Origin of the sequence: Candidatus Hoaglandella endobia, from assembly GCF_900044015.1 — a bacterium.
In the GTDB taxonomy this organism is placed as follows: Bacteria; Pseudomonadota; Gammaproteobacteria; order Enterobacterales; family Enterobacteriaceae; genus Hoaglandella; species Hoaglandella endobia.
The window spans coordinates 374,065-395,736 of record NZ_LN999835.1 but is presented as its reverse complement, the minus strand read 5'-3'; the positions used below and the strand labels follow the sequence as shown (position 1 = coordinate 395,736).

Annotated in this window: 12 protein-coding genes and 1 pseudogene; 12 read left to right on the top strand and 1 reads right to left on the bottom strand. The window is 42.3% G+C overall.

Annotation, left to right across the window (positions count from 1 at the left end):
- The 7 genes and pseudogenes from ftsW to lpxC all read left to right on the top strand — a co-directional run.
- Positions 1–1,122: pseudogene (gene ftsW / locus A4A70_RS01830) on the top strand (cell division protein FtsW); the annotation flags it as partial.
- Between the two features lie 8 nt (positions 1,123–1,130).
- Entirely contained in the window at positions 1,131–2,195 is a 1,065-nt protein-coding gene (gene murG / locus A4A70_RS01825; RefSeq protein ID WP_067568312.1) for an undecaprenyldiphospho-muramoylpentapeptide beta-N-acetylglucosaminyltransferase, read from the top strand.
- 62 nt (positions 2,196–2,257) lie between these two features.
- On the top strand, positions 2,258–3,721 hold the full coding sequence (murC, locus tag A4A70_RS01820) for a UDP-N-acetylmuramate--L-alanine ligase (RefSeq protein WP_067567900.1): 1,464 nt from the start codon (positions 2,258–2,260) through the stop codon (positions 3,719–3,721).
- A 44-nt stretch (positions 3,722–3,765) separates the two neighbouring features.
- On the top strand, positions 3,766–4,596 hold the full coding sequence (ftsQ, locus tag A4A70_RS01815; RefSeq protein WP_067567899.1) for a cell division protein FtsQ: 831 nt from the start codon (positions 3,766–3,768) through the stop codon (positions 4,594–4,596).
- Complete coding sequence (ftsA, locus tag A4A70_RS01810; RefSeq protein ID WP_067567898.1) at positions 4,596–5,852, top strand: cell division protein FtsA; 1,257 nt, start codon at positions 4,596–4,598, stop codon at positions 5,850–5,852. The genes ftsQ and ftsA overlap by 1 nt, the downstream gene beginning before the upstream one ends.
- Positions 5,853–5,916: 64 nt before the next feature.
- Positions 5,917–7,089 carry a cell division protein FtsZ gene (ftsZ, locus tag A4A70_RS01805; RefSeq protein WP_067568310.1) on the top strand — a complete coding sequence of 391 codons (1,173 nt, stop codon included), beginning with the start codon at positions 5,917–5,919 and terminating at the stop codon, positions 7,087–7,089.
- A 128-nt stretch (positions 7,090–7,217) separates the two neighbouring features.
- The gene (gene lpxC / locus A4A70_RS01800) at positions 7,218–8,147 is read left to right on the top strand and encodes a UDP-3-O-acyl-N-acetylglucosamine deacetylase (RefSeq protein WP_067567897.1); all 930 of its coding nucleotides are present in this window, start codon (positions 7,218–7,220) and stop codon (positions 8,145–8,147) included.
- A 59-nt stretch (positions 8,148–8,206) separates the two neighbouring features.
- Here the strand turns inward: lpxC and A4A70_RS01795 are convergent, their stop codons facing one another.
- Positions 8,207–8,728 carry a DUF721 domain-containing protein gene (locus A4A70_RS01795; protein ID WP_067567896.1) on the bottom strand — a complete coding sequence of 174 codons (522 nt, stop codon included), beginning with the start codon at positions 8,726–8,728 and terminating at the stop codon, positions 8,207–8,209.
- A 545-nt stretch (positions 8,729–9,273) separates the two neighbouring features.
- Between A4A70_RS01795 and secA the strand changes: the two genes are divergently transcribed.
- The 5 genes from secA to acnB all read left to right on the top strand — a co-directional run bounded on the left by secA (position 9,274) and on the right by acnB (position 21,595).
- Positions 9,274–11,973: a preprotein translocase subunit SecA gene (gene secA / locus A4A70_RS01790; protein ID WP_067567894.1), complete on the top strand. Its 2,700-nt coding sequence runs from the start codon at positions 9,274–9,276 to the stop codon at positions 11,971–11,973.
- Between the two features lie 701 nt (positions 11,974–12,674).
- Complete coding sequence (gene aceE, locus A4A70_RS01785; RefSeq protein ID WP_067567892.1) at positions 12,675–15,362, top strand: pyruvate dehydrogenase (acetyl-transferring), homodimeric type; 2,688 nt, start codon at positions 12,675–12,677, stop codon at positions 15,360–15,362.
- Positions 15,363–15,372: 10 nt separating this feature from the next.
- Positions 15,373–17,007, top strand: a complete 1,635-nt coding sequence (gene aceF / locus A4A70_RS01780; protein WP_067567890.1) for a pyruvate dehydrogenase complex dihydrolipoyllysine-residue acetyltransferase — start codon at positions 15,373–15,375, stop codon at positions 17,005–17,007.
- A gap of 188 nt (positions 17,008–17,195) precedes the next feature.
- The gene (gene lpdA, locus A4A70_RS01775) at positions 17,196–18,632 is read left to right on the top strand and encodes a dihydrolipoyl dehydrogenase (RefSeq protein ID WP_067567887.1); all 1,437 of its coding nucleotides are present in this window, start codon (positions 17,196–17,198) and stop codon (positions 18,630–18,632) included.
- Positions 18,633–18,997: 365 nt separating this feature from the next.
- Positions 18,998–21,595, top strand: coding sequence for a bifunctional aconitate hydratase 2/2-methylisocitrate dehydratase (gene acnB, locus A4A70_RS01770; protein ID WP_067567884.1), 2,598 nt, complete (start codon positions 18,998–19,000; stop codon positions 21,593–21,595).
- Positions 21,596–21,672: the final 77 nt, after the last annotated feature.

The window sequence follows — 21,672 nt, the reverse complement described above, 5'->3', positions numbered from 1 at the left end:
ATAATGCTCTACGACCGCTATTTACTCTGGCTGACGCTTGGGCTAGCTGGTATTGGTTTTGTGATGGTGACCTCTGCATCGATACCGATCAGTGCGCACTTATTAAACGATCCATTTTATTTCTCTAAACGAGATGCTTTTTATCTCGGTCTAGCTTTCTTACTGTCGCTAACCACACTACACATTCCAATGGTTATTTGGCAACGTTATAGCTCTATAATGCTTTTTATCACGTTGTTGATGTTATTAGTAGTCCTAGTATTGGGTAGTTCGGTCAACGGTGCATCACGCTGGATTACCTTCGGGCCTCTGAGTATACAGCCAGCTGAATTATCTAAATTAACTTTATTTTGTTATATAGCCAGTTATTTAGTAAATAAAGTAGAAGAGGTACGAACTAATTTTTGGAGTTTGTGCAAACCGATGGTCGTAATGATGTTGCTAGCGGTGTTATTGCTAGCGCAACCAGATCTAGGTACCGTGGTAGTACTATTTATAACTACCCTAGCAATATTATTTTTGGCTGGCGCTAAACTGTGGCAATTTTTATCGATCATCTGTTTAGGCATTTTTGCGGTTGTATTGCTTATCATCGCTGCGCCTTATCGTATGCGGCGCTTAATATCATTTTGGAACCCATGGGACGCTCCATTTGATAGCGGCTATCAGTTAACCCATTCTTTGATGGCGTTCGGCCGCGGCAAATTATGGGGGCAAGGACTAGGCAACTCAGTACAGAAACTCGAGTATCTACCAGAACCCCATACTGACTTTATTTTCGCTATTCTTGGTGAAGAATTAGGTTATCTTGGCGTAGTACTAGTACTCCTAATCTTATTTTTAGTCGCTTTTCGCGCCATGTTTATCGGTCGTAAAGCGCTGAAAATTAACCAGCTTTTTTCTGGTTTTCTCGCTTGTTCCATCGGTATTTGGTTTAGTTTTCAAGCGTTGATTAACGTGGGCGCCGCTGCCGGTATCTTGCCAACCAAGGGGTTGACCTTACCATTTATAAGCTATGGTGGTTCAAGTCTATTGATTATGTCGACGGCAATTGTGTTATTACTGAGGATTGATTTTGAAACACGTCTTGCAAAAGTACAGGCGTTTGGAAGGAAACTGTGATGACAAATATGAAAAAGACCAGGCGGCTTATAGTGATTGCTGGTGGTACCGGTGGACATGTATTCCCGGGATTGGCAGTTGCGCATTACCTTATGTCGCAGGGTTGGCAGGTACGCTGGCTTGGTACCGCCGATCGCATGGAAGCTATACTTGTACCGAAGCACGGTATTGCCATCGACTTCATAAGTATTAGTGGTCTGCGCGGTAAAGGGCTTAAACCTCAGTTGATGGTACCGTTGCGCATATGGCTTGCCTTATATCAGGCGCGGCGTATCATGCGTACCTGGCTTCCAGACGTAGTATTAGGTATGGGTGGTTATGTTTCTGGTCCCGGTTGTCTAGCCGCCTGGAGCTACGGCATTCCAGTGGTTCTACACGAACAGAACAGCATCGCTGGTCTTACTAACCGAGTCCTAGCAAAAATTGCTCACAAAGTACTACAGGCATTTCCTGGCGCGTTTGCCTATGCAAAGGTTGTAGGTAACCCAGTGCGTGATGCAGTACTGGCACTGCCGTCTCCTGAGGTTCGCCTGCGAGATCGTGCGGGGCCGATACGTATTTTAGTGATCGGAGGCAGCCAGGGTTCTCGGGTACTTAACCAGACTTTACCGACGGTTGCAGCCAGGCTTGCAGGCTCTTTTACCATGTGGCATCAAGTAGGTAAAGGGGCGCTTGACGAGGTAAACCGGGCCTATGCGGCAGTCGGTAAAAAGCCACATAACGTGGTGGAATTTATTGACGATATAGCTGCCGCATACGCCTGGGCAGACGCAGTTGTATGCCGTGCTGGAGCGTTGACGGTAAGTGAAATTGCTGCAGTTGGTCTACCTGCACTATTCGTACCGTTTAAACATAAAGATAGACAGCAGTACTGGAACGCGCTGCCACTTGAGCAAATAGGAGCAGCGAAAATTATTGAACAACCAGAATTTACTGTAGACCGGGTCATTGATGTGCTAGCTCGATGGGATCGGCCGGCGCTGTTGGCTATGTCTGCACGTGCTAGAAAATTGTCTATACCTGATGCTACCGAACGCGTGGCGCAGGAAGTAGTAGCAGCGACGCTCGCGTAAGCTATGCGCATATACTGGGTGTAACGTCCGAACCAAGTGTTACTGATTTAAGCGATAACATTGTGAATCCACAAAAACTGGCTAAACTGCGAACCTTTATTCCCGAGATGCGTCGCGTCAGACAAATTCATTTTATCGGTATCGGTGGTGCTGGCATGGGTGGTATTGCAGAGGTACTGGCAAATGAAGGTTATCAAATAAGTGGCTCTGATCTAGTGCCTAACGCGGTAACACAGCAATTGACCAAACTAGGAGTGCAGATCTATTTCAATCACTGCCCAGAGAATATTAGTGACGCTAGCGTAGTGGTAATTTCGAGCGCGATAGCGCCTGATAACCCAGAAGTTATCGCTGCTAATGAAGCACAAATCCCAGTAATACAGCGAGCAGAGATGCTGGCTGAACTGATGCGTTTTCGACATGGTATCGCTATTGCTGGGACACATGGCAAAACTACAACTACTTCTATGGTAACAAGTATTTATGCAGAAGCTGGTCTCGATCCTACTTTTATTAATGGAGGACTAGTAAAAGCAGCTGGTGTATACGCTAGGCTTGGCTGTAGCCGTTACTTAATAGTTGAAGCCGACGAAAGTGATGCCTCTTTTCTGCATTTGCAGCCAATAGTCACGATTATTACTAATATAGAACCTGACCATATGGATACCTATCAGGGAAACTTTGAAAAGTTAAAACAAACTTTTATCAATTTCTTGCACAATTTACCTTTTTATGGACGTGCAGTGATGTGCATCGATGATCCGGTAATTAGGGAACTGCAACCCCTAATTAAGCGGCAGATTATCACCTACGGTTTTAGCGACGATGCCGATCTACGTATTTATGATTATCATCAGGAAGGTGCACGCGTAAGCTTTACTCTATACCGTCAGGATAAAATTGCTTTACAGGTAGAATTAAACGCTACTGGTCGCCATAACGCTCTTAACGCTACTGCAGCGGTTGCGGTGGCAATAGAAGAGGGGATTGATAATAAGATTATTTTGCAAGCGATGCGACAATTTCAGGGTACTGGTCGCCGCTTTGACGATCTTGGCCGTTATGATCTAGCTCATATAAATGGTAAAACGGGCGAAGTGATACTAGTGGATGATTACGGTCACCATCCAACTGAGGTGGCTGCTACTATCAAAGCAGCGCGCGCTGGATGGCCAAACAAGCGCTTAGTCATGGTATTTCAACCACACCGTTATAGTCGAACAAGGGATTTATACGAAGATTTTGCTAACGTGCTTTCAGACGTGGATGTGCTACTAATGCTTGACGTTTATCCTGCTGGCGAAGCGCCTATTCCTGGCGCAGATAGTCGCTCGCTATGCCGCACTATCCGCGAAAATGGCAGAGTAAACCCGATCTTTGTGCCAGACATGGATGCGTTGTCTGCTACACTGGTACTTGCACTGCAAGCTAATGACTTGGTATTGATGCAGGGTGCTGGCACGGTGGGTAAAATTGCTCGTAAACTGGCAGATAGTAAATTACTACTACCCCCGTATTATATATAGTGAAAATATGGTTAAACTGTGTGTAATGGACGGAATAGCCTGATATGTCGCAAATAGCGATAAACGTAAAATGCCAGATCAAACCTGTCGTTACAGGACGTAGTAATAGCGCCCAACTAGCAGGTTTGCTCTTCTTTTTGATGGCGCTAGATAGTATCGTCTGGGGTAGTTGGATGTTAGTTAGTTGGATAAAAAACGCTCATAATTTTTCTTTTTCTCAGTTGGTAGTTACAGGTGAATGTCACTACACTACTAACAACGATATTCGCCAGGTTATTCGGGCACTGAGAGCACCCGAAACATTTATAACCCAGAATGTTAACTTTATACAACAGCATATTGAAAGGATGCCATGGATAAAGCATGTAAGTGTACGTAAGCAGTGGCCGGACGAACTTAAAATTCACTTAATAGAATATGTACCGGTAGCGCGCTGGAACGATTTTTACCTTCTAGACAGCAGAGGAGAAGTATTTAGAGCTCCTGCAGATCGTATTGGTAACCATCCTGTTATGCCTATGCTTTATGGTCCTGAAGGTAGCGAAAGAGAAGTTTTAGTTGGCTACCGTAATCTAGATCAGGTATTAACATCTGCTAAATTAAAACTTAATGCAGTTAGTATGAGTACTCGCCATTCTTGGTATTTAGTTTTACGGGACAGTCTCAGACTGGAGCTGGGTCGCAATGACAAGATAAAGCGTTTGCAGCGATTTATTGGTATTTATCCAGTTATTCTTCATCAAGCACAGAACGCTAATAAGCGTATTAGTTATGTGGATCTACGTTATGATGTAGGCTTGGCCGTCGGTTGGTCAACTGCTTTTATCGCAATTGAAAACAGTAATCAGCAACAGATTCAGTTACAGGCACAATAATGATTAAGGCGACTGACAGGAAACTGGTAGTAGGACTAGAGATTGGTACAACTAAGGTAGCCACGCTGGTAGGAGAAGTGTTACCCGACAGTATGGTAAATATCATTGGCATGGGTAGTTGCCCGTCGCGTGGGATGGATAAAGGTGGAGTTAACGATTTAGAGTCAGTGGTTAAATGTGTACAACGCGCCATCGATCAAGCAGAGTTGATGGCGGATTGTCAAATATCATCGGTATATCTTGCCCTTTCTGGTAAACATATAAGCTGCCAAAATGAAATTGGTATGGTACCTATTTCTGCGGAAGAAGTCACTCATGAAGATGTAGAAAATGTTGTGCATACAGCAAAATCTGTGCGGGTAAGCGACGAACACCGTATTCTGCATGTAATTCCGCAGGATTATGCTATTGATTATCAGGAGGGAATAAAAAACCCAGTCGGCTTATCCGGCGTTCGCATGCAAGCTAAGGTGCACCTAATTACCTGTCATAACGATATGGCAAAAAATATTGTTAAAGCGGTTGAACGTTGCGATTTAAAAGTTGACCAATTAATTTTTGCAGGTCTTGCAGCTAATTATGCGGTACTTACAGAAGATGAACGCGAACTAGGAGTGTGCGTCGTTGATATTGGTGGTGGAACTATGGACATGGCAGTGTATACCGCTGGATCGCTGCGCCATACCAAGGTTATCCCTTATGCTGGCAATGTAGTTACTAGCGATATTGCCTATGCCTTCGGCACACCGCATACCGACGCTGAGGCTATCAAAGTGCGTCACGGATGTGCTTTAGGCTCGGGGGTTAGTAAGGACGAAAGCATCGAAGTACCTAGTGTTGGTGGCCGACCACCGCGCAGTCTCCAGCGTCAGACGTTGGCCGAGGTAATTGAGCCGCGCTATACAGAGCTAATGATTTTGGTAAACGAAGAAATTATGCAGTTGCAGGAACAACTAAGGGCACAGGGAGTGAAACATCATCTGGCTGCCGGGATTGTTTTGACTGGAGGAGCGGCGCAGATAGATGGTCTTGCTGCTTGCGCACAGAGGGTATTTCATACCCAAGTACGTATTGGCCAACCACTGAAGATCACTGGTCTAACAGATTATGCGCAGGAGCCTTATTATTCTACTGCCGTAGGTTTATTACATTACGGTAAAGAGTCACATTTGAGCGGCGAGATAGATATAGGCAAACGTAGCTCGGTCAGTACCTGTTTTAAGCGGTTCAGTAGCTGGATAAAAAAAGAATTTTAAAGATTTTAAAATGATTTTTCTATGCAGGCGGTTACTAGGTGATAGGTCCAAAATGGAGAAAATTATGTTTGAACCAATGGAATTAACCAATGATGCTGTGATTAAAGTCATTGGCGTCGGCGGAGGTGGTGGCAACGCCGTCGAGCATATGGTGCGTGAACGCATCGAAGGAGTTGATTTCTGTGCGGTGAATACTGATGCTCAGGCATTGCGCAAAACGTCTATTGGGCAAACTATTCAAATAGGCAGTGGGATTACCAAAGGCCTTGGTGCTGGTGCTAATCCAGAAGTAGGACGTAATTCCGCGGAAGAAGACCGTGAAGTATTAGTTTCGGCCCTAGAAGGGGCTGATATGGTGTTCATCGCTGCAGGTATGGGCGGCGGTACTGGGACAGGTGCAGCGCCAGTAGTAGCAGAAGTTGCTAAGGATCTTAGTATCCTGACCGTTGCTGTGGTAACCAAGCCTTTTAATTTTGAAGGTAAAAAACGTATGGTATTTGCCGAACAGGGTATCTCTGAACTATCTAAACACGTTGACTCATTGATCACCATACCCAATGATAAGTTACTTAAGGTTTTAGGACGTGGCATCTCGCTACTGGACGCTTTTAGCGCTGCCAATAACGTGCTTAAAGGCGCGGTACAGGGTATAGCTGAACTGATTACCCGCCCTGGGCTAATGAATGTTGATTTTGCTGATGTGCGCACCGTAATGTCAGAAATGGGCCACGCTATGATGGGCTCTGGTGTCGCATGCGGTGAGGATCGTGCTGAAGAAGCCGTAGAAATGGCTATTTCTAGCCCGTTACTTGAGGATATTGATCTTTCTGGTGCACGTGGCGTCTTGATTAATATCACAGCTGGTTTCGATCTACGTTTAGACGAGTTCGAAACTGTCGGAAATACGATTCGCGCTTTCTCATCTGATAATGCCACCGTAGTCATCGGTACATCATTGGATCCAGATATGAATGATGAAATACGCGTGACAGTGGTAGCTACCGGTATTGGTATGGATAAAAATTCTGAAATTACCCTCGTTACCAGCCAGCAGAGCATCCAACCAGTCATAAATAATAACCGCTATAGCGAGCACGCTGCTAATATAGCTTCACTTCGTTCTGAACAGAAACAACATAAAACTACTGCTAACGTAGTTAATGATCAAAATATACAAGGAAATAAGGGACCAGATTACTTAGATATTCCAGCTTTCTTGCGTAAACAGGCTGATTAAAAATTTTGATATTTAGGAAAACTAATTTTTTTGTGCTAAACTAGTCCTTTTTTTTAATTACTTATTTCTCATTACGAAATAGCCAAAAAAATAGGCGGTATGGTTAAACATTGCGAGATAATATAGATATGCTCAAACAACGTACATTGGAACGTATTGTGCAGACAACAGGTGTAGGGTTACATACTGGCAAAAGAGTAACACTGACACTACGCCCTGCTCCGGCTAATACCGGGGTTATCTATCGTCGAATTGATTTGAAACCACCTGTAGATTTCCTTGCGAATGCATGTTCGGTACGTAATACCATGCTATGTACCTGTCTAGTAAACGAGCAGGACGTACGTATTTCCACCGTTGAGCACCTGAATGCTTCACTGGCTGGTTTGGGCATCGACAACATCATCGTTGAAGTAGATGCACCTGAAATTCCTATTATGGACGGCAGTGCCAGTCCATTCGTCCATTTACTACTAGATGCCGGCATTAAGGAGCTTAATAAAGCCAAAAAATTTCTGCGCATCAAACAGGTAGTGCGCTTAGAAGGTGAAAATAATAAATGGGCTGAGCTGGCTCCATACGACGGCTTTCGGCTTGATTTCACTATTGAATTTAAACATCCTGCTATTAATGAAAGCTTGCAACGTTATTGCCTGAACTTATCTACCGAGTCGTTTGTGCATCAAATAAGTCGTGCGCGCACCTTCGGCTTTATGCGTGATATCGAGTACTTGCAGTCTCGAGGTCTCGCTCTAGGCGGTAGTTACGATTGTGCTATCGTAGTCGATGATTACCGGGTGCTAAATAAAGACGGTTTGCGCTTTCAAAATGAGTTTGTACGCCACAAACTGCTTGATGCCATCGGCGACCTATTTATGTGCAGTCACAACATGATCGGAGCTTTTACTGCTTTTAAATCAGGCCATACTATGAATAATAAATTATTGCAGGAAGTACTAGCACGTAAAGAAGCTTGGGAGCTAGTAACATTTGAAAATGAAGCCGAAATGCCTCTGGCTTTGAAGACATTTAAGACCCTTTCTTTTTTAATTACTTAATTTATTTATAGCTCTCTACTAAGCGGTCCTACGCCACGGTATAACAGTGAAATGTAAGGTTAAAATGTGGTGTGGTCAGAATTTTCTCTAACCAATTTTGCTAAACGTTCTAGCGCGCTTTTTAATGTCCCTTTGCTGCGTGCCGCCACATTTATAATAGATACTGCACTTTTCATACTTAACCGTATAATTTCTTCTTCATGCGGCCGGAAACTTTGCTGGATACTACTGTTATTTTTTTTACTCAGATTTGCTCCTTTCGCTAGAGAAGGATTAATCCTGATGTCGATAGCAGACAATAATGGTAAACTTTGTGCACGTAATGCGGATAATAATTTAGTTTGTTCATATCTTAAGCGCATTTTCCAGCTTGCGTTAGCAGTTTCTAGCACTAGCACGCTTTGGCGAAAGTTAGCTACGCGGCACCATGGTCGCAAGGTTATCGGTAGTAGTACACTTACCGTGCGGTTAAGTTTCAGCAGCATGATTGCCCGCTGTTGTAACAATACCAGAGATACGCTGCTTGTTTCAGCAGCATCAATAAATAGCATGTTGATGGGATATGGACGGCTAGCTCGCATAAAAACTCCTGCAAACATCATGATAAATAATGGGGTATCTTAAATTGCTTGCGACAATTTAGCAGGCTTTATTTTCAGTTATCTCTTCTATTAAGGTTGAGGTTAATTTTATTTTGCAGTTATTGCTAGGTAACGGCCTAGATTTTCTGTATCAGTTAGGTCGTAGCTGCTGTAGAAGTCTCAGTCAGCAAAATTCTTTTTTTCAGGATTCTTCTTTTCAGGTCGAATTTTATCAGATAGCACGCTGGAATAATATAATACGTGTACTTTCATTCGTCATCTCTCTTTTGCTTTGATACCAACACTGTTGCCTGAAGCTCAAACTACATTGCTACTACATGCGCAGTACCAAGTTCTGTTTCCTCCCACACTTAGCCTGCGGCTTAATAAGCGTATAGCTCGGTCTTAAAGACTGGGCTTTTGGGTACATAGAGTACTATTTTTACTCTTTTAACGCAGTTGCAGTACACTTGTATTTTTAGATTTCTGTCAATAAATTATGAACCCCGATGAACTGGGTCGTGATAAGTGAGATATAAATAAATATGCTAGCAAGACTACTTACCAAAATTTTTGGAAGCCGTAACGATCGTATTCTACGTCGCATGAGCAGAGTGGTAGACACTATTAACCAAATTGAACCAGCAATGGAAAAGCTTAGTAATGAACAACTAACATCCAAAACTACCGAATTTCGAAACCGTATTAAACAAGGAACTTCGGTTAACAGCCTACTACCAGAAGCATTTGCAGTAGTGCGTGAAGCTAGTAAGCGTGTGTTCGGTATGCGCCATTTTGATGTACAGTTGATTGGCGGTATGGTGCTTAACGATCGCTGCATTGCTGAAATGCGTACTGGTGAAGGAAAAACCCTAACCGCCACGCTACCAGCGTATCTAAACGCTCTAAGCGGTAAAGGTGTGCATATAGTTACAGTAAACAATTACCTAGCGCTACGCGATGCGGAAAATAACCGCCCACTGTTTGAATTCTTGGGGGTTAGCGTTGGCATTAACCAGCCAGGACTTCCGGTACCGGCCAAACGTATAGCCTACGCGGCTGATATTACTTATGGCACCAATAATGAGTATGGATTTGATTATCTACGCGATAACATGGCGTTCTGCTCAGCAGAAAGGGTACAACGTAAGTTGCATTACGCGCTTGTGGATGAGGTGGACTCTATCTTAATAGATGAAGCGCGCACCCCGCTGATTATCTCCGGTCCAGCAGAAGACAACTCTGATATGTATCGACGCATAAATAAATTAATACCGTATTTAATTAGACAGGATAAGGAAGATTCTGATAGTTTCCAGGGTGAAGGTCACTTTTCTGTGGATGAAAAGTTTCGCCAAGTGCACCTAACTGAACGGGGATTAGTATTGATTGAAGAGCTCTTAATAAAAGCCGGACTCATGAAACAGGGTGAGTCGCTTTACTCGTCAGCTAATCTCATATTAATGCACCATATTAACGCTGCCCTACGCGCCCATGTACTATTCTCTTGCAATGTTGACTATCTTGTTAAAGATGGCAAGGTAATCATTGTCGACGAACATACTGGGCGCACAATGCCAGGTCGTCGTTGGTCTGATGGGCTGCATCAGGCAGTAGAAGCGAAGGAAAACGTGGCTATACAAAAAGAAAATCAGACGCTAGCGTCTATTACCTTTCAAAACTATTTCCGTTTATATGAAAAGCTGGCAGGTATGACCGGAACTGCCGATACCGAAGCGTTTGAATTCAGTTCAATTTATCAATTGGATACCGTCGTTGTGCCCACTAATCGGCCGATGCGTCGCAAAGATCTCTCTGATTTAGTCTATATGACTGAACAAGAAAAAATTAAAGCTATTATAGAGGATATCAAAACCTGTAACGGGCGCGGGCAACCGGTTTTGGTTGGTACAATTTCTATTGAAAAATCTGAACTAATTTCAAGAGAGCTAAATAAAGTAGGTATTCCCCATAAAGTGCTCAACGCCAAGTTTCACGCTATGGAAGCAAATATCATCACACAGGCTGGTCAACCGTATGCAGTGACGATTGCCACTAACATGGCCGGCCGCGGTACCGATATTGTACTGGGCGGCAGCTGGCAGGAGGAGATTACTGCGATGAACACTCCACCAACCAATAATAAAAATATTTCTGCTATTAAAGATGCCTGGCAGCAGCGGCATGATGCTGTACTAGCTGCAGGCGGTTTGCATATTATCGGGACCGAGCGCCATGAATCTCGACGTATTGATAACCAGCTGCGTGGTCGATCTGGTCGTCAGGGAGACGCTGGCTCATCACGTTTTTATTTGTCGATAGAAGACCCCCTGATGCGCATTTTTGCATCGGATCGAGTCTCTCGTATGATGCGCAAATTGGGTATGAAGAAGGGTGAGGCTATCGAACATCTGTGGGTTAATAAGGCTATAGCTAACGCTCAGAGTAAAGTAGAAAGCCGTAATTTTGACATCCGGAAACAGTTGTTAGAATATGATGACGTTACCAACGATCAGCGCCTAGCTATTTACACCCAGCGCAATGAGTTACTTGATGTAGCAGATATTAGCGATTCTATTAAAAGTCTTCGCGAAGATGTGCTTAAGACTATTATTGATAACTATATTCCGCCGCAGTCGCTGGAAGAAATATGGGATGTATCAGGTCTAGAGCAGTGCCTGAAGTATGATTTTGATCTGGAAATTCCTATCGACCAATGGCTGGATGATGAACCTAGTCTGCATCAAGAGATACTAAGCGAGCGTGTGCTCGAACAGATGCTCGCGCAGTACCAAAGTAAAGAGAAGATTCTTGGTAGCGATATAATGCGCAATTTTGAGAAAAACGTCATGTTACAAACTCTAGATTCACTATGGAAAGATCATTTAGCAGCGATGGACTATCTGCGTCAAGGTATTCATTTACGATGTTATGCGCAGAAAGATCCTAAGCAAGAGTACAAGCGAGAATCTTTCGAAATGTTCGCTGCTATGCTCGAATCATTAAAATATGAAGTAATCAGCACGCTGAGCAAAGTACAGGTGCGTATGCCAAAAGAAGTTAAATTACTGGATAAGGAGATCAAAAGCCTAAATAAAAAACAACCGCAGTCTCTGCTGCTTCAGTCAGAGGTTAATAATACTACTACTAATCTAAAGAAAAAAAGGCAAAAAGTTCGACGTAATGACCCCTGCCCCTGCAATTCAGGGAGTAAATTCAAACATTGCCACGGAAAATTGCACTAAACTAGAGTTAGTCATTATTCATAGTACTAGTTTTTAAAAGAAACTGGTGATACCAGTATTGTATAATTACTGCGATATTTCTATACGAATGGTATAGAAGAGGTGTTATAACTAACTATAAAATAATAATTTTTATTAAGCTTAAAGGTATTTAATTTGATGATTTAAATAAAAAATTGTTATCTACATAAAGATAAATACTTTGTTACATTTGTAACAGTAAAAATATGATTCGTATGACTAATTTAGTCTGCACTCTTTGCTGAGAAGATAAGTAAATTTTTAGCTACCTTCCTTTTAATATTATTAAAATCTGTTAATCCAATTTATAATATATTATATTTATTTTAAATAATTTAAAAAAAATCTATTTCGTTAAGAATGGCTGTACCAAGATGAAAGATTATCTTCTAGAGGGGGATAATTAAATAAGCAGTTAAGCGTATCACAAAACTCGCTGTATAATACAGCGAGCTCTAGCTAAAACTAACGATAGTAGACGCAGAATAACTACTAAGTCGATCGGGAAAGAGATACTTAGTATGAAGTATATTATGGTAATAGATGGAGAATTATTTTACCTAAATGGTAAACAGTCTTAGGCTATAAGCTATAATATTGGTTCTTATTCTGCGCTTTATGGGGTATGGGTCTAATATATAAATTTGAATTATGCTAATTAAGATAAGAGGAATAGTAGTATGTCAGAATGTTTTTACAATGATGTAGATCCAATAGAAACACTAGACTGGTTACAGTCGATCAAATCAGTTATCTGTGAAGAAGGTATTGAACGTGCCAAATTTCTGATTAATCAGGTCATAAACGAAGCAAAAAAAAATGGAGTAAACATCGTTCAAGATGTTACTAAAGCAAAAACTGTTACTATCAGTAATTATATAAATACAATTTCTGTCGAAGAAGAGCCGGAATATCCCGGGAACTTGGAGCTTGAACGTCGTATCCGTTCAGCTATTCGTTGGAATGCCATTATGACTGTTTTGCGCGCTTCAAAAAAAGATTTAGACCTAGGTGGTCATATGGCATCATTCCAGTCTTCGGCTACTATTTATGAAGTATGCTTTAACCATTTTTTCCACGCGCGTAATGATATAGATGGTGGTGATCTGGTTTATTTTCAAGGGCATATTTCTCCTGGTGTTTATGCTCGTAGCTTTCTTGAGGGCCGGCTGACAGAAGAGCAGATGAACAACTTCCGCCAGGAAGTACATGGAAAAGGGCTATCATCATACCCACATCCTAAGCTGATGCCGGAATTTTGGCAGTTTCCTACGGTGTCTATGGGTATAGGACCAATCAGCGCCATTTACCAGGCTAAATTCCTTAAATATCTTAACCATCGCGCCTTAAAAAACACCACCAACCAGAAAGTGTACGCTTTCTTGGGAGATGGTGAGATGGACGAACCTGAATCTAAGGGTGCTATAACTATAGCTACTCGTGAGAAGCTCGACAATCTCGTATTCATCATCAATTGTAATTTACAGCGTCTAGATGGCCCAGTGACCGGCAACAGTAAAATCATCGAAGAGCTTGAAGGTGTATTTAGTGGAGCTGGTTGGGAAGTAATAAAGGTAATCTGGGGTAGCCGCTGGGATGAACTACTGCGCAAGGATACAACTGGCAAGCTGATTCAATTGATGAATGAAACTGTTGATGGCGATTATCAAACTTTCAAATCGAAAAACGGCGCATACGTACGCGAGCATTTCTTCGGTAAATATCCTGAAACAGCAGCGTTGGTAAAAGATATGAGTAACGAAGAGATTTGGGCACTGAATCGTGGTGGCCACGATCCAAAGAAAATTTACGCTGCACTGCAAAAAACAAAAAACACCAAAGGCAAACCTGTTGTTATATTGGCTCATACGATCAAAGGTTACGGTATGGGCATGACCGCAGAAGGTATGAATATTGCGCATCAAGTAAAGAAAATGAATATGGAAGGGGTACGATACTTCCGTGATCGTTTTAATCTAAACAATATTATTAACGATAATAAAATAGAATCGTTACCCTATATAACTTTTGAAGAAGGTTCAGCAGAGCACACTTATCTGCACGAGCGCCGCAAAGCGCTACAAGGTTACCTGCCTAGCCGTCTGAAGAACTTTACCAAACCGCTGGAATTACCTACGCTTGAAGACTTCTCTTCGCTGTTTGTAGAGCAGAAAAAAGAAATCTCAACTACTATTGCTTTTGTGCGCACACTCAACATTATGTTAAAAAATAAGTCGATTAAAAATAGAATAGTGCCTATTATTGCAGATGAAGCCCGTACTTTCGGTATGGAAGGTTTGTTCCGTCAGATTGGAATCTATAGTCCGCATGGACAGCAGTACATCCCGCAGGACCGCGAGCAGGTAGCCTACTACCGCGAAGATGAGAATGGTCAAATTTTACAAGAAGGTATTAACGAACTGGGTGCAGCTTCATCATGGCTAGCTGCAGCCACTTCCTATAGTACTAACGATTTACCGATGATTCCGTTCTACATCTATTATTCAATTTTTGGTTTTCAGCGTATTGGTGATCTATGTTGGGCAGCTGGAGACCAGTTAGCTCGCGGCTTCTTGATTGGTGGAACTTCTGGGCGTACCACTTTAAACGGTGAAGGGCTGCAACATGGAGATGGCCATAGCCATATTCAAGCACTGACCATCCCGAATTGTATCTCTTATGATCCAGCTTACGCTTATGAAGTCGCGGTTATAATGCACGACGGTCTGATTCGTATGTACGGCGAAAATCCAGAAAATGTTTACTATTACTTGACCACACTAAATGAAAACTATCACATGCCGGCAATGCCAAAAGGGGCACAGGAGGGGATACGTAAAGGGATCTACAAACTAGAAACACTAGAAGGCAAAAAAGGTAAGGTACAATTAATGGGATCAGGAGCTATTTTGCGTCATGTTCGTGAAGCATCTAATATGCTGTTAGAAGAGTATGGTGTGGGATCAGATGTCTACAGTGTGACCTCGTTTACCGAGCTAGCGCGTGACGGCCAAGATTGTGAACGTTGGAACATGTTGCACCCGACGCAAACACCACGCGTGCCTTATGTAGCTAGTGTGATGAACACTGCTCCAGTGGTAGTTTCTACTGATTATATGAAACTATTTGCAGAGCAGATCCGTAATTTCATCCTGGCCAGTGAATTCCGTGTTTTAGGCACAGACGGTTTTGGCCGTTCCGACAGCCGCGAAAATCTGCGGCATCACTTTGAAGTTGACGCCAGTTATGTAGTGGTAGCAGCATTAGGAGCGTTAGCTAAATGCGGCGATATCGATACTGATGTAGTAACGCAAGCCATTATCAAATTAGGTATCGATGCTGATAAAGTTAACCCGCGTCTGGCATAAGAGGTAAATTATGGTTCTTGAAATTAAGGTACCTAATATTGGTATAGATGAAGTTGAAGTTACTGAAATTCTGGTAAGCGTAGGCGATAAAGTAGAAGCAGAACAGTCGCTTATTACCGTAGAAGGTGATAAAGCTTCGATGGAAGTGCCAGCGCCGTTTGCTGGTACAGTTAAAGAGATTAATATCAAAGTTGGTGATAAAATAACTAACGGTTCACTAATTATGTTGTTCGAAACTATAAGCGGAGAACAAAACAGCAACGCAGCACCTGCTGCGTCACCACAGCAAAGCACTAATGATCAGTCTCGCAGCAGGAAAGAGGTAAAAGTACCGGACATTGGTGACGAAGAAGTCGAAGTTATTGAGATTATGGTTCAAGTTGGTGATAAAGTTAGTGCCGAGCAGTCACTGATTACCGTGGAAGGTAATAAGGCTTCGATGGAAGTGCCAGCGCCGTTTGCTGGTACAGTTAAAGAGATTAATATCAAAGTTGGTGATAAAATAACTAACGGTTCACTAATCATGATCTTCGAAGTGGAAGATGATCAACCGGCCGCGATAGGTACTAAAAATACCATGGTTAATAGCCAGCAAACTACAGAGGTATTTACTTGGGGGGTATCCAGCGCTAATAAAAATGTACCGGTACAGGCTAACAAAAATAAAAAAGAAGAATTTGCCGAAAAAGAAGCATTTGCCGAAAATGATGCCTATTTCCATGCTACTCCAGTTATTCGTAGACTAGCACGCAAGTTTGGTGTTAATTTAACGAATATTAAAGGCACAGGACGTAAAGGCCGCATCCTATGCGAGGATATCCAAGCATATGTCAAAGAGGCAGTAAAAAACGCAGAATCCTTGTCTGAGTCTACCGCTAGTGGTAGTTTTTTTAGTTCTTTTTCGAGAAGACTCGTGTGGCCGAAAATAAATTTCGGCCAATTTGGTAACATAGAAGAGATAGAACTGAGTAGGATTAAAAAAATTTCAGGTTCTAATCTTCACAGAAATTGGGTGATGATTCCCCACGTTACTCAGTTCGACGAAGCTGATATTACAGAAATGGAGGAGTTTCGCAAACAGCAGAACGCTGAAGCAGAAAAGAAGAAACTGGATGTAAAAATTACGCCACTGGTATTTATTATGAAAGCGGTAGCAAAAGCACTAGAAGAGCTACCGCGCTTTAATAGCTCGCTATCTGCAGACTCCCAGAAACTTACGCTAAAAAAATATATTAACATCGGTGTAGCGGTAGAAACTCCTAACAGTTTAGTGGTACCAGTCTTCCGAAATGTTAATAAGAAAGGCATTATGGAACTGTCACGCGAACTGATGGAGCTTTCTAAAAAAGCTCGTGCAGGTAAATTAATATTATCAGATATGCAAGGCGGATGTTTTAGTATATCTAGTCTAGGCGGTATCGGCGGTACATCTTTTACGCCTATCGTTAATGCGCCAGAAGTAGCGATACTTGGTGTATCTAAATCTTCTATTAAACCGGTATGGGATGGCAAAGAGTTTGCACCAAGGCTGATATTACCGCTGTCATTATCATATGATCACAGGGTGATTGATGGTGCCGATGGCGTACGTTTTATAAGTTTTATCAATCATGTAATGTCTGATGTTCGTCATTTATTAATGTAAGACAATGTAAGACTTAGATTAGAGTTTTCATTTTTGCCTTATCTGATGGGATTGGCATGTCTTTACTTTTAGTAAAAGATGATTGCTTATTTCCCGTTAGACATTAGCAATTTTTGTGCTCCAATAAATTGATGTAATCAATTTCTGCCTGAACAGCCGGATAAATAACTAAGAGGTCATAGAACTATATGAGTAGCGAAATAAAAACTCAAGTAGTAGTAATTGGGTCTGGTCCAGGTGGGTATTCTGCGGCTTTCCGTTGTGCTGATTTAGGTCTAGATACTGTTCTAGTGGAACGTCACGCTACTCTCGGCGGTGTCTGTCTAAATGTAGGCTGTATTCCATCTAAGGCTTTATTGCATGTCGCTAAAGTGATCAAAGAGGCTAAAGCACTGAGTAAAAATGGCATTATTTTCGGCGAACCTCAAATTAATCTCAACAACGTACGAACCTGGAAAGAAAAAGTAGTTGCTCAGTTGACCAGTAGTTTAAACAAAATGGCAAAAGAGCGTAAAGTGAAAATGGTCAATGGCTACGGCAAATTCACCTGCTCCCATACCCTACAAGTGCAGAAAAACAACGGTACCACCACCGTTGTTACATTCGATAATGCCATTATCGCTGCTGGTTCCCGTCCAGTTCAACTTCCATTTATCCCCTATGGTGATCCTCGTATATGGGATTCTACTGATGCGCTTGTGTTAACAACTGTACCGAAGCGGCTGCTGGTTATGGGTGGTGGCATTATCGGTTTAGAAATGGCTACCATTTATCACGCTCTAGGTTCAGAAATTGATGTAGTGGAAATGTGCAATCATATTCTTCCAGCTGCCGATAAAGACGTAGTACAATTTTTTGCTAAGCGAATTAGTTCACATTTTAACTTAATACTGGAAACTAAAATTACGACTATGGAAGCAGAAGATGACGGCATATATGTTAGAATGGCAGGGAGAAAAGCGCCGAAAGAAGTCCAGCGCTACGATGCTGTATTAGTTGCTGTAGGCCGCGTACCAAACGGTAAATTACTGGATGCAGAACAGGCCGAAGTTGCAGTTGATAATCAAGGTTTTATCCACGTTAATAAACAAATGCGCACTAATGTGCCTCATATCTACGCTATCGGCGATATTGTCGGGCAACCGATGCTAGCGCACAAAGGTACCCACGAGGGGCACGTTGCGGCAGAAATTATAGCTGGAAAAAATTACTATTTTGACCCTAAAGTTATTCCTTCTATCGCTTATACCGAACCAGAATTGGCGTGGGTTGGTCTTACTGAGAAAGAAGCTAAAGAAAAAGGTATCAGCTATGAAATAGTGATCTTCCCCTGGTCTGCCTCTGGTCGTGCTATTGCATCTAATTGCCAGGAAGGTATAACAAAACTAATTTTTGATAAAGAATCGCACCGGGTTATTGGCGGTGCAGTAGTCGGCGTAAATGGTGGTGAATTACTAGGGGAGATAGGCTTGGCTATTGAGATGGGTTGCGATGCAGCAGATATCGCACTGACTATTCATGCACACCCCACACTGCACGAATCAGTGGGACTGGCAGCAGAAATATACGAAGGTACCATTACCGATTTGCCTAATTTTAAGATCAATAAAAATAAATACTTATAAAGGCTCCTAGCCAAGATCAAAAACTTCGCGGATCGGTATAACGAATGCGCTATTGACTGATTTAAATAAACCATATTATATAATATAATTTTATCCTAGATCTACTGCTCTTAGTAGCAGGGTGACTAAAATAATAATCTAGTCTGTTTTAGAACACACTTATTTTAACTGTTTTAACTGTTAGTTCCTAATAAGGATAGTGGAGAGTATGGAAGTATCATAAAGAAGAAAAATTATAAACCTCCCCTGCGCTTTGCAGTTCAAGGCTGCATGTAAATTATAGAGATGGTGGTGCTTTCTTTTTTTTCAGTTAATAGAATGTTTCTCAATAGTAAGAGCTAGTACTTAATCATTAGGAGAACGTTGTGCTAGAAGCTTATCGTAAGCATGTTGCCGAGCGTGCTGCACAGGGCATTGTTCCTAAGCCTCTTGATGCCTTACAAATGGTAGCGTTAGTTGATCTACTGAAAAAACCGCCGGCAGGCGAAGAAGTCTATTTACTGGAATTGTTGACTCATCGGGTGCCACCTGGTGTGGATGAAGCAGCTTATATCAAAGCAAGCTTTCTTGCTTCTATCGCTAAGGGAAAAAAGCAATCGCCACTAATAACGGCGGAAAAAGCCATTGAATTACTGGGTACGATGCAGGGCGGTTATAATATTGCTCCGCTGTTGGAAGCACTGCACAACGAAGCATTGGCTCCTATCGCTGCACGCGTGCTTAAAACTATAATATTGTTGTTTGATAACTTTTATGATGTTGAAAAAAAAGCTAAAGACGGCAATCACTATGCGCAGGAAGTAATAATCTCCTGGGCAAATGCAGAATGGTTTTTATCTCGCCCAAAACTTGCAGAAAAAATTACCGTGACTGTTTTTAAAGTAACTGGAGAAACTAACACTGACGATCTTTCACCAGCTCAAGATGCATGGTCACGGTCGGATATCCCGCTACATGCGCTGTCAATGCTAAAAAACTCCCGTGATGGAATATTTCCCGATGAACCTGGTAACGTTGGACCTATCAAGCAAATTGAGGCTCTAAACAAAAAAGGTTATCCGCTGGCATATGTCGGCGATGTGGTTGGTACCGGTTCATCGCGTAAATCTGCTACCAATTCCGTCCTATGGTTTATGGGATATGATATTCCTTATATACCGAACAAACGCAGTGGTGGGATAGTATTAGGCAGCAAAATTGCGCCAATTTTCTTTAATACTATGGAAGACGCCGGCGCTCTACCCATAGAGGTAGACGTATCAGATTTGAATATGGGCGATGTTATCGACATATACCCGGTTGCAGGAAAAATTTGTCAGCACGATAATAGCAGACTATTAACTAGTTTTAACCTTAAAAAAGATATGCTAGTAGATGAATTTCGTGCCGGAGGCCGTATACCGCTTCTCATCGGTAGAGGGCTGACCAAACGCGCGTGTGAATCTCTTGGGATACCGTCAAACAATATTTTTCGCCATGCACGTGATGTTGCTGCCAGCGATAAAGGATATACGCTAGCGCAAAAAATAGTTGGCCGTGCCTGTGGCATCTCTGGAGTACGTCCAGGTCAGTATTGCGAGCCAAAAATGACGTCGGTTGGATCTCAGGATACAACCGGCCCAATGACCCGTGATGAATTGAATGATCTGGCGTGTCTAGGCTTCTCTGCTGATCTGGTAATACAGTCTTTTTGTCATACTGCTGCCTATCCTAAGCCTGTAGATGTGCAAAATCATCATACCCTGCCGGAATTTATTATGAATCGTGGCGGTGTTTCCCTACGTCCGGGAGATGGCATTATTCACTCTTGGCTTAATCGTATGCTTTTGCCCGATACAGTAGGTACTGGCGGAGATTCTCATACTCGGTTTCCTATCGGGATTTCGTTTCCTGCTGGCTCTGGGCTAGTTGCCTTTGCAGCATCAACGGGAATTATCCCGCTAGATATGCCAGAATCAGTGCTCGTTCGCTTTAAAGGCACTATGCATACTGGAATCACCATTCGAGATTTGGTGCATGCAATTCCTTATTATGCAATTAAGCAAGGACTGCTGACAGTTGATAAAAAAAAGATTAAAAAAAACATTTTCTCTGGTCTAATCATGGAAATAGAGGGTTTGCCGCAGTTAAAAGTAGAGCAGGCTTTTGAACTGGCTGACGCCTCTGCAGAACGTTCTACTGCAGGCTGTACAATCAAGCTTGATCAAGACCCCATTACCGAGTACTTAAATTCTAATGTTGTACTTTTAAAATGGATGATATGGGAAGGCTATGGTGACCGTCGCACCCTAGAGCGACGTATAAAAAAAATGGAAAGCTGGCTCGTTAATCCGACGTTGCTGTCAGCGGATGCTGATGCTGAATACGTTGCAGTTATTGATATTAACCTAGATGAAATTACCGAGCCTATATTATGCGCACCGAACGATCCTGACGACGCCCGTCTATTATCAGATGTTGCCGGTAGTAAGATTGATGAAATTTTTGTTGGTTCTTGTATGACAAATATTAGTCATTTTCGATCTGTAGGTAAACTGCTTTACAAGCATAAAGGTCAATTGCCTACCAGGCTATGGATCGCACCGCCGACTAAAATGGATGCTGCTCAGCTAACAGCTGAGGGGTATTATAATGTTTTTCGTAAAAGCGGCGCGCGTATAGAAATTCCAGGCTGCTCTCTGTGTATGGGTAATCAGGCTCGAGTTATGGACGGCGCTACTGTAGTTTCTACCTCTACCCGTAACTTCCCTAACCGTATGGGCAATGGCGCCAATGTTTATTTAGCATCTGCCGAACTAGCGGCCGTAACATCTATGTTAGGTCGTTTGCCTACTGTAGAAGAATATCTTCAGGCAATGCGTCTTATGGATAAGACTGCTGTTGAAACCTCATACTTAAATTTTGCTCGCCTGAGTGAATATACTGAAAAAGCTGATAAGGTTATTTTTCAAACCAAGGTTTAACCGGTATTCAAAATAATTGATTAAAAATCAATTATTATGATTAATTCTAGTCAAGTAAATTGTGCTAAAATGAGCTT